The organism is Halovalidus salilacus (assembly GCF_031852275.1).
GTDB classification, from domain to species: Archaea; Halobacteriota; Halobacteria; order Halobacteriales; family Natrialbaceae; genus Halovalidus; species Halovalidus salilacus.
Genome location: NZ_CP134700.1, coordinates 3805501 through 3818316 on the forward strand (window position 1 = coordinate 3805501; position 12816 = coordinate 3818316).

The 12816-nt window shown below is 67.1% G+C and carries 12 protein-coding genes; 5 read left to right on the forward strand and 7 right to left on the reverse strand.

Annotated elements, in window-relative coordinates; translation table 11 throughout:
- Positions 1 to 5 precede the first annotated feature (5 nt).
- Positions 6 to 758 carry a PHP-associated domain-containing protein gene (locus tag RJT68_RS18770; protein WP_407038048.1) on the reverse strand — a complete coding sequence of 251 codons (753 nt, stop codon included), beginning with the start codon at positions 756 to 758 and terminating at the stop codon, positions 6 to 8.
- A gap of 953 nt (positions 759 to 1711) precedes the next feature.
- Between RJT68_RS18770 and RJT68_RS18775 the strand changes: the two genes are divergently transcribed.
- Both RJT68_RS18775 and RJT68_RS18780 read left to right on the forward strand, forming a co-directional pair.
- Positions 1712 to 2671, forward strand: a complete 960-nt coding sequence (locus RJT68_RS18775; protein ID WP_407038049.1) for a DUF7551 domain-containing protein — start codon at positions 1712 to 1714, stop codon at positions 2669 to 2671.
- Positions 2668 to 3552, forward strand: coding sequence for a DUF7260 family protein (locus tag RJT68_RS18780; protein WP_407038050.1), 885 nt, complete (start codon positions 2668 to 2670; stop codon positions 3550 to 3552). The genes RJT68_RS18775 and RJT68_RS18780 overlap by 4 nt, the downstream gene beginning before the upstream one ends.
- A gap of 33 nt (positions 3553 to 3585) precedes the next feature.
- On the opposite strand, the gene RJT68_RS18785 is transcribed toward RJT68_RS18780, so the two are convergent.
- Positions 3586 to 3972 (reverse strand): hypothetical protein, encoded by a 387-nt coding sequence (locus RJT68_RS18785; protein ID WP_407038051.1) that lies wholly within the window; start codon positions 3970 to 3972, stop codon positions 3586 to 3588.
- A gap of 154 nt (positions 3973 to 4126) precedes the next feature.
- Between RJT68_RS18785 and RJT68_RS18790 the strand changes: the two genes are divergently transcribed.
- Together RJT68_RS18790 and RJT68_RS18795 are read left to right on the forward strand one after the other, a co-directional pair.
- Entirely contained in the window at positions 4127 to 4498 is a 372-nt protein-coding gene (locus tag RJT68_RS18790) for a DUF5783 family protein (protein ID WP_407038052.1), read from the forward strand.
- Between the two features lie 124 nt (positions 4499 to 4622).
- Positions 4623 to 4976 carry a NifU family protein gene (locus RJT68_RS18795; RefSeq protein WP_407038053.1) on the forward strand — a complete coding sequence of 118 codons (354 nt, stop codon included), beginning with the start codon at positions 4623 to 4625 and terminating at the stop codon, positions 4974 to 4976.
- Between the two features lie 80 nt (positions 4977 to 5056).
- Here the strand turns inward: RJT68_RS18795 and RJT68_RS18800 are convergent, their stop codons facing one another.
- The 3 genes from RJT68_RS18800 to RJT68_RS18810 form a co-directional block, all read right to left on the reverse strand.
- Positions 5057 to 5605, reverse strand: coding sequence for a carboxymuconolactone decarboxylase family protein (locus tag RJT68_RS18800; protein ID WP_407038054.1), 549 nt, complete (start codon positions 5603 to 5605; stop codon positions 5057 to 5059).
- Between the two features lie 53 nt (positions 5606 to 5658).
- Positions 5659 to 6576 (reverse strand): ketopantoate reductase family protein, encoded by a 918-nt coding sequence (locus RJT68_RS18805; protein ID WP_407038055.1) that lies wholly within the window; start codon positions 6574 to 6576, stop codon positions 5659 to 5661.
- A 403-nt stretch (positions 6577 to 6979) separates the two neighbouring features.
- Positions 6980 to 7273 carry a DUF7130 family rubredoxin-like protein gene (locus RJT68_RS18810; RefSeq protein ID WP_407038056.1) on the reverse strand — a complete coding sequence of 98 codons (294 nt, stop codon included), beginning with the start codon at positions 7271 to 7273 and terminating at the stop codon, positions 6980 to 6982.
- A 200-nt stretch (positions 7274 to 7473) separates the two neighbouring features.
- Between RJT68_RS18810 and RJT68_RS18815 the strand changes: the two genes are divergently transcribed.
- Positions 7474 to 8088: a hypothetical protein gene (locus tag RJT68_RS18815; RefSeq protein WP_407038057.1), complete on the forward strand. Its 615-nt coding sequence runs from the start codon at positions 7474 to 7476 to the stop codon at positions 8086 to 8088.
- 550 nt (positions 8089 to 8638) lie between these two features.
- Here RJT68_RS18815 and RJT68_RS18820 read toward each other — a convergent pair.
- Both RJT68_RS18820 and RJT68_RS18825 read right to left on the reverse strand, forming a co-directional pair.
- Positions 8639 to 12262, reverse strand: a complete 3624-nt coding sequence (locus RJT68_RS18820) for a DNA polymerase II large subunit (RefSeq protein ID WP_407038058.1) — start codon at positions 12260 to 12262, stop codon at positions 8639 to 8641.
- 3 nt (positions 12263 to 12265) lie between these two features.
- Positions 12266 to 12688, reverse strand: a complete 423-nt coding sequence (locus RJT68_RS18825; RefSeq protein ID WP_407038059.1) for a PPC domain-containing DNA-binding protein — start codon at positions 12686 to 12688, stop codon at positions 12266 to 12268.
- Positions 12689 to 12816 lie beyond the last annotated feature (128 nt).

Genomic DNA, 12816 nt, shown 5'->3' on the forward strand with positions numbered 1-12816 from the left:
ACGGCTCACGAGCGCTCCATCGACGCCGGCACCGTCGGGACCAGCGGCGCGTTCGAGGTCACGAGGTAGGTCGACTTCCGGACCGCCGCTTTCGCGTACTGCTGTGCGCTCTTTCGGATCGGGGTTCGCTTGCCGCGGGTCTGGGTGCGGCCCTCGAGGATGGCCTCGACGAGGTCGTCGCCGTCGATATCGGCTTTGGTCGGGTTCTTCTCGTCGGGCGTGACGAGGATCTCGGTGTAGGCCCGACCGACGTTCGGGAGGTAGTGGGCGTCGCTCGCGCCGATCTGGGGGTATCCCCGTCGGTTCGCGAACGTCCGCGCGCGGCGGTTCCGGTAGCCGGTGAAGAGCATCGAGTTGTAGACCTCGATCGCGTCGGCGTCCCGAATGTGGCCCTTCCTGACGCCGTGACGGCTGCGCTGGAAGGGGTGGGGAACGATGGCGATGCCGCCCAGTTCGCGGACCCGCTCGACGGTCTCGAGAAACGGCCGGCCGGGGTCGGGGCGTTCTTCGACGCCGATCGCCAGCAGGTGCCCGTGGCGGGTCGAGACTTCGACGCCCGGAATGCCGACGAGCCCGTAGTCGGGCGCGATGTCCGCGGCCCGGAGGGATTCGTCGATCTCGTCGTGGTCGGTGATGACGACGCCGTCGAGGCCGATGTCCGCCGCGTGCTCGAGGATGAGCTCGACGGGTTCGTGGCCGTCGTAGGAGTCGTCGGAGTGCACGTGAAAGTCGATTGCGAAGGGTATCTGCGTCGTCATAGGAGGGCGGTTCGAGAACGGTCGGTGTACCCCAGTACCGCGGTGTCGGCAATAAGCGCTGTGCTACGGCGAAATCACGTGGACGAGATTTAATTCAATATCGCACTATGTAGTTTATCGTCGTGTCGGCCACGAATTCCGATCTCAGAGTGAGATCGCTCGAGAGTCCGCGAAACGCCCGAATGGGCCGACGATTCGGCGGAAATCAGAGGACACCCGCGACGAGGGCCGAACCGCCTCAAAGTCGCCGTGAACGACGCGCGACAGACGGGTCGGTATCGCCGACGAGTCCCCCGAGTACGCCGTGTGCGCGTCGACCCGTCGGTACCCCGGCGTTCGGGCGTTACGGTCCGGACGCCCGATTTCTCCGCCACGTCTCGCGTCACAGGACAGCGGTTCGGCCTCACGCAGCGCGCACGAACCGTGAACCGGTGTACTCGAGTCGGCGACTCGAAACCGGGAGGATCGAACGGCACCGTCACGAGGAAGTCAAAACCGCCGGCAGCACGCTGGACCGTCGCGCGGTCGTGCGGTCGAAGCGAGGACTCGACCACCTCGAGTGCGATCGGTTCGTCGGACCGAGCGACCCCGGGGCTAGCGATGCACTTCCCCGTCGAGCCTAGCCGACGATCGGACCGCCCTGCGAAGCGAGACGGACCAACAGAACGCAGAGAGCCATCGTGCGACGAATTTCGCCGTTTCAACCGTACGAGGACCGCATTCGGCACCGAGGTTGGATAGCACCCATAAATTGGATATCGCGATATAGAATTCCGGAATCGGAGTCACGGAGAGGCCCCGTCGACGTGCGCGGCGACCACGGAATTAGGCGCCCCTAAAATCCGACGGTTTTAATAGAGTTTAGGTAAGCCTAAAAGATATGCGAACACCTCACGAAACGGCGAACGGCTCCCGAACGACGATCGCGAACGAGGGCGGGCGGGGGTGATCCCGTGGTCGGAACGACGCTCCGGGAAATCCGCGAGCACGTCGAAACGCTCTCGAGCGACGACGGCGCGTACTACGTCGTCTGCGGTCGCTCCGGCGTCCGACCGGCACCCGTCGCCGGCGAGCGGTTCGAAACGCGGCACGACGCCGTCGCCGCCGCTCGAGCCACCGAGCAGTACCGGGCGGCGCTGCGGCGGTACGATCCCGATCTCCCCTACTACGATCCGATCGTCTGCGAGGGGATCCCCGGCTCCGTCGCCGAGGAGTCGACGGAGGCGGACGCGCCGGCGCCGGGCGAAGGGCGCTCGAGTGCGGCTGCCGACGGGGACGCGGTGGACGTCCGATTGCCCGCCGAACTGGTGAGCTTCTGCCACGACGTCGTCGGCGCGGTCTTCGAGACGCTGTCGGCGGACGGCCACGAGGCCGTCGAGCGCGCGGTGGTCGACACGTACCTGGCCGCCGCCGAAGCCGCGACCGACCGCCACGCCCTCTGTCTCGTCCTACTCGACAGCATGGCCAGGGAGCTCGATCGACACCTCTCGGAGGCGGAAGGGGTGGAGGTACTCTCGAGGGCCGCGAAACGGCTCGCACCGGCCGAGACCGACGAGGGCGACCCCGTCGAGGCGAGCCTCGCGTTCCTCCGCTCGCGGTCGATGGTGTCGACCTACGACGTGACCGTCCCCGACGTCGAACCCGACGACGGAACGGGCGAGAACCGCGTCGGAGACGACCGCGACGACGGATCGACGTGGATCGTCACCCTCGGCGGGTACGCCCTCGAGCGCACTGACGGCTGGTTCCCGACGCTGCCGATCGGCGTCGACCTGCTGCGGCGGGCGATGGCGTCGCCCGTCAGCGTCGTCCGGGCGCGTCGGCTCGCCGGCGGCGGGTGGCGACTCGTCGTCACCGACGATCAGCGGCACCCGAGCGGCCTGATCGGCGTTCCGAGCGAGGGGAGAGGATGACTGACGGCGCGACGACGGCGATCGACCTCGCCCTCGAACGGGTCGCCCAGGAGCGGACGACGACCCGGAGGCGCATCGAGGCCTTCGAGGCGTTCGAATCCGGGGTTCGAGAGCTCTCCCCGGCGACGGCGGTCGAGACGGCTGCCCCGCGGGGAGGACCCCCGGGCGGATCGCCGGCGCAGCTACGACTGGTCCGACCCCTGTCGACGGAACGTGCGCGCGCGAGGAAGGGCGGCTCGAGCGCGGATGGAAGCGGGGCGGCGACGGCGGCGAACTCGATCGAATCGACGCCGGATCGTCGCGCGCGCGTCAGGCGGCTGTTCGCCGAGACGATCCTCCCCCACAGCACCGAGGAGGCGACCGACGACCCCCTCGAGCGGGTGATCGCCGTCGAGTTCACCGAGGACGTCGCGACCGCGCTGACGGCACCCGCGGGTCGGTTCACGCCCGAACTCAAGTCGACGATCCTCGAGCGGATCGCGCACAAGCGACGGCGAGCCGTCGCCCTCGAGCGGGCGCTTCGGGCGGAAGCGCGTTCGCTCCGGCGAGCGTCCGAGCCGATCGACGAGATCGTCGACTGGCTGCGAGCGACGGCCGAACGCTCGCTGGTCCGCTGTGACTTCGACGACCTCCGGGCGAAGCACGAGCGGCTCGAGTCGTTCCGCGACCGGCTGCGATCGATCGCCGTGGACCGACAGGACCAGTTACACCGACGATCCGGCGCTACCGGTTCGATCGGCGTTCGACACCGAACGCTGTGTCCGCACCTCTACGGCGGCCTCTCCTCGCAGTATCCGGTGCTCGCGACGACGGCGAGACTGTACGGGATCTGTGCGGGCTGTCAGCGGTCGGTTCGCGATCACCTCACTCGACGCGTATGAGGGAGGCGACCGGGGTTCGCGACCGCGTCGCTGCTACGGTGACGACGGTCCGTTCGGCACGGGATCGGCGAGGCGGACGCCCTCGAGCGCCGCCCGAACGTCGAGCGGGTCGGACAGGTCGTCGGCGCGGTCGTGGATCCGGTGCATGCACTCGACGAGGCCCTCGAGGGCGGCCGTCCGCGTCGTGACTCGGCCGATCGATTTCCTGACGGTTCGTTCCCCGATCGCGTACCGATAGCGCAACTCCCAGTAGTGACAGAGACCGAGGCCGGGATGGGCCTGTGACGCCGGCAAGCGAACGGCGACGAGGTCGATCGGCGGCCGACCGCGACGATACGCGATCCGCTCGTCGCTGACGTCGGCGGGACCCCATCCGGGCGGGAGCGCTTCCCGCGGGATGGGACTGCGATCCGAAGACATGTCGTTGCCAATCGCCGCTCCGATGAGTGGCCATTGGGCTTGCGTGCTCAACCTCCGTTTGTAGACCCCCTTACAACAAAGCCGGTCAGAACGGTCGTCTCGACCGACGCCGTCGATCGTCCGACTTTTGTCCTCACTACCCGTTCGTGTCGATATGGCCGATTTCGACCCCGAGCAGTTCGAGGACAAGTACGCAAACTACTTTCCCGAACTCCAGCAGGCGTACAAGAACGCATTCAACCGGATGAACGAGCGCTACGACTCCGAACTGGTCCACGCCATCGATCAGCAGGTGCTCAACGAGAGCGAACCGTTCTACGAGGGGAGCGCGGAGCAAAGCTCCGCGGACGATTCGAGCGGGCAAAGCCCGCGAGAACACGACGGCGAGTTCCGCGTCGAACTCCCCGAGAACCCCTACGACCGGCTCAACGGCGTCCTCGTCGAGCGCGAGCGGTTCGAGCAGGTGCTCGAGACGTACGTCGAGGAGATCGAGACGGAACTGCGGCGCGTGTTCGGGTTCCAGTAGCCCGACGACGATGCCGCGCGTACCGACCGCGAACGGCGGGAGGCCGGACCGAAGCCGACTGGAGGCGACGGAACCGAACACCAGCGACGGAAGGTCTAAGGAGGTTCGACCCTAACTGCGATCTATGAGCACCGAAACCCAGGACGGGGACGACCTCGAAGAGCGCGTGACGAACTTCCTGCGTCGCAACTTCCCGCAGATCCAGATGCACGGCGGCAGCGCGGCGATCCAGGATATCGACCGCGAATCCGGCGAGGTCTCGATCGCCCTCGGCGGCGCCTGCAGCGGCTGTGGCATCTCCCCGATGACGATCCAGGCGATCAAGACCCGGATGGTCAAGGAGATCCCCGAGATCGAGAAGGTGAACGCCCACACCGGCATGGGCGGCGGTGGCGACATGGGCGGCATGTCCCCGTCGTTCCCCGGCGAGACCGTCGACGACGGCGAAGAAGACGAAGGCCCGGAAGCGCCGTTCTAACGTCCTCGTCTCGGACCGTCCGCTCGAGTTCCGTTTTTCGGCGGGAATCCGCGGCTCCGTGAGCGACGAGGTCGGGAACGCTACTCGAGAGTCCAGCCGGCGAACTCCCCGTCGTCGATGGGGACCGAGAGGGAGTCCAGGATCCGTGCGGTCATCAGGTAGTGGCCGGCGAGCATCGTCAGGCCGACGACGGTTTCGACGTCGGTGACCTCGACGGCGGCCTCGAACATCGGGTCGGTCACGGTCCCCGTCGCGACGGCGCTCGCGTAGCGTACGATCGCCCGCTCGCGCTCGGAGAACGGACAGTCGTCGGCGCGGGCGATCGCGTTCAGTTCCTCGGTCGTGACGCCGGCTTCGCGACCCAGTTCGACGTGCTGGTGCCACTCGTAGCGCGCCCGAACCGTTCGAGCGACGGCCAAGATCGCGAGCTCCCGCTCGCGGGTCGAGAGGTCGCCGGCGTTCCACAGCGCGGTGCCGTAGCGCATGTACGCCCGCATCGCTCGAGGGACGTGCCCGATTGATTGAAAGAGGTTCAGTTCGCCGAGGACGTCCTCGTCGAAGAGGTACCTGAACTCCTCGGGGAGGTCCTCGCGGCTCAGCAACGGGACGCGGGCGTCTTGGCGAGACATACCTCGAGTGTGACATCCCGGCGCATAACCCTAGGTCTCTCGGAATTCGACCGTCAGCATAGTCCTCGAGCGCGCTCCCACGTCCGAACCAGGTCCGCGAGCAGCCGGTTCGCCGGCACCTCGAGGTCGTACCCGGACTCGACCGCCTTCTCGACCACGTAGCCGTTGATGGCGTCGATCTCGGTCCGGCGGCCGGCCGCCACGTCCTGGCGCATCGAGGATGCGTTCGCGGCCGTCGCCTCTGCCACCCGCTCGAGGGCCGCCAGCGCCTCTCGGTTCGACAGCCGGACGCCGCAAGCGCGGGCGACGCGAGCGGTCTCGCGGCACGCGGTCCTCGCGAGGGCGCTCGCCGGCGGTTCGAGGACGGCGCCGTTGTCGACGTCCGACAGCGCCGCCACGGCGTTGATCCCGGCGTTGACCGCGAGTTTCTCCCACAAGCGCCGGGGCATGTCGTCGGCGACGGTCGTCTCGAGGCCGGCAGACGCGAACGCCTCGCCGACGCGGTCGGCCGCCTCGGAGGTGCCACCCTCGCGCGGCCCGAGGACGACCTCGCCGCCGCCCGTACACTCGACGACCCCCGGTTCCCGGAGGATCGCGCCGTAGGAGGCCGTCCCGGCGAGAACCGGCGTGCCGGGCTCGAGGCGATCGGCGAGGACCTCCTCGTTTCCCATCCCGTTCTGTAGCGAGAGCGCGGCGCCGTAGTCGCCGGTCTCGAGCGCCTCTGCGGCCGTCTCGGTGTCGAAGGATTTGACGGTCACGACCGCGAGGTCGGCCTCGAGCCCCCGTCCGTCGGTCGTCGCCGACGGTTCGACGCGAGCCTCGAGTTCGCCCTCGAGGCGGAGCCCGGTCTCGAGGACGGCGCTCGCGTGGGGATCGCGGGCGACGAGGACGACGTCGTGATCCGAGTCGCGGGCCAGCGCGGCGCCGACGAGGCTTCCGAGGCTTCCGGCGCCGAAAACGACGATGCGCATGGCCGTGAGTGACGCGAGCGCAGTGATAACGGTTCCCCATCAGCCCGGGAATCGACCGATCGAGCGGATCGGGATCGCGAACGGCTGGAAACGGACGGTAGACGCTCTGAATCCATCCGATCGGCCGTCCCACGGGCGATTCCGAAAACGGCCTCGCAACGGACATGAATCGTATGGTGCTATACAAAATCCTCTGGTAGGCTCTACACTCGACCGTCGAAAGGATGGCGTCTATTGCGTACGCGTACGCGAGAAACGTGGCTGAAGTCGGCGGAAACCGGGCGGAACCCACCGGGATGCCCGAGCGCCGGGTACACGCCCGATCGGCCGAAAACGAGTATCGGCGATTCGCCCTCGAGGAGGGGGCCGACTACGGCGTCCGATCCGGGTTCCGTCGACGGGGTCAGTCCTCCGTCCAGTAGTACAGTTCCTCTCGCGACGCCTCGCAGTTCGGACAGGCCTCGGGGAGGTTGTCCTCGAGTTGGCCCATCTCGCCGCAGTTCAAGCAGCGCCACATCAGCTCCGCTTCGCCGAAGTTCTTCCCCGACCGGACGTGGTGGACGCTCATCCCCTCGATGCCGTCGCGGAGCGTCACGAAGAAACCTTCCTCGTCGAACCCGCGGATCCGTCCGATCTTCTCCCCGTTTTCGTCGTACACTTCCGTTCCGAATCCGAGGCGGGGTTCTTCCTGGGCCATACGCGTACGTAGGACGCGGACGGCCATAAAGCAGCGAGGGACCGGTCGCGGATCAGGACAGTCGCTGTCGGAACGATGTGGTCGCGACGCCACCCCGCTCGGCGAACGCCGGATCCGCAAACCGTTCACGAACCGGACATCGAGACTCGACGACGTACCGCCCTGAGAGTTTATAAGCCATATATTTCCAATTCGTACCCATGTGCAACGAACTGGCTCGGCGAGCGGTCCTCAAAGCGGCTGCGGGTTCCGGTATCGCGGTTAGCGTCGCCGGCTGCTCCGGATTTCTCGGCGACAATGAGTCGGCGTGTGACGCCTGCGAAACGTTCCTCGAGGCGTTAGGTGACGAAGAGTACGGAGCGGCGGCGGAGTACCTGCCAGGCGAGGACGTCCCGTTCGTCGAGTACACGGACGAGTACGAATCGGACGCCGAAGCCACGGCCGAATCGATGGCGGAAGCGAACCTCCCGGACGCTGAGATCGAATCGGTCTCCTGTGAGTGCTCCGAATCCGTCTACGACGAAGAGGAGCACGACGAAGAACTCGAAGAGGCGGAGGACGACCGAAAGGAGATGGAAGCGTTGGTCGACGAGGGAGAACTGGAAGCGGAGGTCCTGGAGGACTTCGACGCGACCATCGAACTCCTGGAAGGACTCGAGGACGAACGCCATCTTCGGATGGAGGTCGCGTACGAGGATGACGACGAGGAACGGACGGAGTCGGTGTACATGACGGCGGTCGATCTCGACGGCGACTGGCTCGTCTCGATCGCGAACGAGTCAGACGTGGAGGCGTGTGCGGGCGAAGACGACTGAGCACGCGACGGCGACACGATTTTTCGGACACGTCGACCGGCGAGCGGTCGCGTTCCGGACCGACGGAGCCGGAGCCGTCGAGATGACGACCGCCGCAGAGCTACCGATCGGCCGGTCGCCGACGCGACCGAGAATCGTCCGAGGAGATCGGATCGGTAGCGACACGGCTCGAGTCGGACGAATCCGGCACGACGGGGCGAAAGGGTTCGGACCTGCGACGAACCCGTCGGCCGTCGCTCGAGGTGGCCATCGGGCGACGACCGCCGAATTTGATATAGCGCCCTATAGTTTATGGAGTGAGGGCCCATCCGGATCCGCCGCAACCCTGAAACGCGTCCGACCCGCTCGTGAAGCTCCGAAACTGTCGATTATTATAGATCTCGCTGGTTTTATATTGGAAATTACCTCCAGGTCGAATCGGGCCAGCCGCCATCGTCGTACGACCGAACGCGGCTCGAGCGGGTGAGAAAACCGGAAAACGTGATTACGGACGGTCGAGACGCCTATCGAACGTGCGAACGAACGGACGAGGGGCGATCCCCTCCGGCGGTCACATGAAGTCCTCGATGCCCGACTGCTTGTTCTTGTCGTTCTCGAAGATGCTCTCGAGGGCCTTCTTGAGCACCTCGAGGCGCTGTTTCGTGTAATCCCTGCAGTCGTACTCCTCGGCGACCTCGATCGCCGTTTGCATGTACTTGTTCACCGACCCCTTGTGGACGGTGAGGTTGACCCGGCCGCCACACTCCCGGCAGACCTCGGTCAGGGGCATCCGGCGGAACTTCTCGCCGCAGTCGAGACACCGAGTCTCCTGGCGCGAGAACGCCCGCAGGTTTCCGATCAAATCCGGCAAGAAGTGGTACTCGATGACCCGCTCGGCGACGTCCGTCTCGTCGACCGCCTCGAGTTTTCGCGCCAGCTCGAGCTGAGCGTCCATCTTGTCCATCATCGAGCCGAGGGTCTTGTACGCCGAAAGGTCGGGCCCCATGGCGATGTCGGTCGTATCGTGGGTGTGCTCGAAGCCGGTGTACTCCTCGTCGGTGCCGAGGGTGTCCTCCGCGATCTCGACGTCCACCTCGCCGGGGTCGGCCTGCTCGAGGGTCGCGAGGTAGAAGTCGCGCGGGTACTGGCTGACGACGTCCATGTTGTGGGCCTCGTCGTCGATCTCGGAGGGGTCGATCCTCGAGGACATGACGAGAGGGGCGTCCATCCGCCCGCCTCGAGAGGAGGGGAGGAAGGATCGGCTGAAGTTGATGAGCCCGTCCATGAGGAGCATGACGCAGTCTTCGTCGCCGTCACAGTTGCGACGCTTGGCCGCGTGGAAGAACGGGTGCGCGTACCCCACGGCGGCGCTCGTGAAGCCAATCACTCGCCCGACGGTCGCCGCCGAGGTGTGCGGGGCCATCCCGAACACCAGTTCGCCGACGAGGTCCTGGCGGTCCTCGAACTCGTGGTAGGGCTCGAGGCCGTAGTAGGACTCGAGCAGGTCGTCGATGAAGTCCGCCGTCTTGAGCATGTGCTCGGCGGCGCCGTCGGAGAGGACGATGTCCTGCACCTTGAGTTCGACCAGCTGATCCTCGTGGACGAGCGGTTCGCCGTGAACGTCCTCCTCGTAGCCGAGCGCCTGCAGTTGACCGACGTCGACGTCGAGTTCGCTCGCGCGGACGGCCGTGACGGGGAGGTCGGTCATGTCGTAGCGGACGGTGCCGTCTTTGAACGAGGAGACGCCGTGTTTGGCCCGGAGGATCCCCTTCTCCATGGGTTCGGGAGTCTTGGTCGTCGAGGTGAGCCCCTTGACGCCTTTGAATATCTCGAAGGAGTTCTCGCGCTCGCCGACGCGCTCGAGGGCGTTGCGGTACTCCCCGTGAACGTCGACCTCCGTGACCTCGACGCAGGTGGCTTCGACCTCGCAGCGCCCGCACTCGACGCGGCCGGCCTCGTCGGGTTCGACGCGCTGGTCGCAGGAGGGACAGCGGTAGTCGGGTGTCGTCCGCTCCTCGCACTCCGGACAGCGGTTCTTGAACGTCTCCGTCCCGCACGACGGACAGCGCTGGCGGCCGATCTGGACCTCGACGACGCCCGGCGTGTCGGACATCGTCTCGGCGTGCTTGCCCGCCTTGGCGACGTCCCGCTGGGCACCGCCGGCCTCCCCGATGGGGAAGAGCGTGTGAACCGGCGGGCTGAGGTCCCGGCTCTCGGACTTCTCGGGACGGCCCATCCGGTTGCCGATCCGGGTCGGGGCCCGTTCGCGAACCTCGAAGGGGGCGACCTCGTTGACCGCCACGATGGCGTTGTCGCCCTTCGTATCGTGTCCCCACGTGCGCGCGCGCTCGGAGAGATCCTCGTCGGCCCACGTGCGCTCGAGATCCTCGGTGAGGCCGAGCGTGCGGGCGAACGGGACCCAGTCGTCGACCTCGATCCGGTCGTCGCGCTGGCGGTGCTCGATGACGATCGCCTCGAGCGCCCGCCCGATCTCGTCGGCGCGCTCGAGGACGAGCGTGTCGTCGCCGCCCCCTGCACCTCGTTCGATCCGCCCCGACGAGACGGCCTCGGCGAGGGCGCAGAAGTCCGCGACCGGGAGGTCGTGCCACTGGTAGGTGTAGTCGGGGTGCAGCGGCGCGTCGTACTCGGCGGCCCACTCGAGGGCGCGCTCGGCGGGCGGGTGCTCGGTGTCGATCCGCGGGTCGTCGAGCATGGCCTGGACGTCCGCGCCGGCGGCCTCCATATCCTGGATCCACCACTCGTAGACGTAGGAGGCGGGGGCGAGCGGGTGGTTGTTCTCGACGAACTCGCCGTAGTTGACGAGGTACTCGCCCAGGTCCAGAATCTTCTCGACGCCGTTTCGGTACTCTAAGGCCTCATCGGGGTCGTCGATCCGGCGGACGTCGCCGTTGGCGAGTTTGACCGTCGGCCCCTCGATGGAGTCGCAGGGGACGACGCCGGCCGCTTTGCCGGGCCGTTCGGTCTTGATCTGGGTTCCCGTCGCGAGGAAGTCGTCCACCAGGTGCATCGCGGCGGGGTGGACGCCCGCGGTCGCGAAGCCGTGATTGCGCGAGCGGCCGTACCGTAGTCTGAAACCGCCCTTGGCGCAGGGGTGGGAGAAGACCGGGCGGCCGGCGATCAGGTCCCGCAGGAACTTGGTCGCGGGTTCGACGCGCGGCGGACCGGTCGAGCGGTCGTCCTGCTCGAGTTCTCCGTCCTCGTCGGCCTCGAGGGACGCGGATTCGGCGTCTTCGTCGCCGTCTCCCTCGTCGGCCCCGTCGCTGCCGCCCTCGCCGTCGGCGTCCGCGTCCGCCCCGCCCTCGTCTCCGTCGGCCTCGTCGTCACCCGCGTCGTCGTAGTAGGTGCCGTCGATGAGGTCCTGCAGCCACGGCCAGTCGACCTCGTCCAGTTGGGAGGTGTAGCGCTGGATCTTCGGGGCCTTGAGGGCGATCCCTTCGGCCATCACCAGGCACATCCCGCCGCGGGCGGAGTTGGTGTCCACGCGCTCTAAGTCCCGGTACCCGGAGACTTCCTCGTCGCCCGTCGCCTCCCCGTCGAGCATGATCGGGAGGTTCTTCGCGATGAACTTCGTCTCCTTGTCCTTCGGGGAGTACTGCAGCCCTGTCTCCTTGTCGTAGAGGGCGACCTCCTCGGCGTAGCGTTCGATCTCCTCCGTCCTGGCGTCGTACTGCTCGAGGCCGACGAGCGCGCGGGTGTAGTCGGCGACGAGCACCGACAGGGCCTGCGCGGTGCCGCCCGCCGAGCGGATCGGGCCGGCGTAGTAGACGTTGACGAACTCCGAACCGTCGTCGTTCGTGAGGATCTCGACCTTGTCGATGCCCTCGATGGGCGCGGCGACGACACCCTCCGTGAGCAGGGCGACCGCCGTTCGAACGGCGCCTTCGACCTTCCCCGCTTTCGTCTCGTAGTCGCCGACCCGACCCTCGGCGAAGTCCTTCGCGAGTTCGAGCGCCGCCTCCTCGCGGGACATCTGTTCTTCTAGTTCGCGCACGCGCTCGGCGACGCCCTCGATGCCGAGGATGTTCTCGACGCGGTCGGCCATGTCCTTCGCGACCGGAATCTCGACCTCGGGTTTCGGGTCGCCGCCACGGCGCTTCGCTTCCTGGGCGACGTCCATCGCACGCTCGAGTTCGGTCTCGAGGCGCTCGAAGTACCGTCGGTCTTCCTCGCGCATTCGTCAGAGCGGCCAGAGGTCGAGGTCGGTCGTCTCGTCGTGCTCGCGCTCGAGGCCCTCCGCGAAGACGCGCATGTGGACCTCGCCGGCCCAGACGGTGGCCTCGTTCAGGTGGCCGGCGTAGGCGGTGCCGTCGGGGTCGGAGAGCACCGCGTGGGTGTGGGCGAAGCGCTCCCCGTCCAGCCACGAGACGTTCCCGACGCAACTGGCGACCTCGAGCGGTTCGTCGTACTCGATCGGATAGTACTCGCACTCGTCCTGATCGTAAAACCAGAGTTCGGCGTCCTGCACCGCGCCGAGGGCGGTAAACCAGGCCGCGTCGGCCTCGACCGCCTCCGCGAGCGCCTCGATCTCGGCGCGCCAGTCGGCGCCGGTCTCGAGGCGGGCGACGTACTCCGACTCGGTCTCGACAGCCCTGTAGTTCATACTCGCTACCTGTGTCGGCCGGTGGAAAAAGTTCACCGGTCGGACGGCCGCGAAGCCGACGCACCGTCACGAGGGAGCAGGTAGACATATTCGTACAATCTCCCGCAAAGTTGCGCATTCCGGCCCAC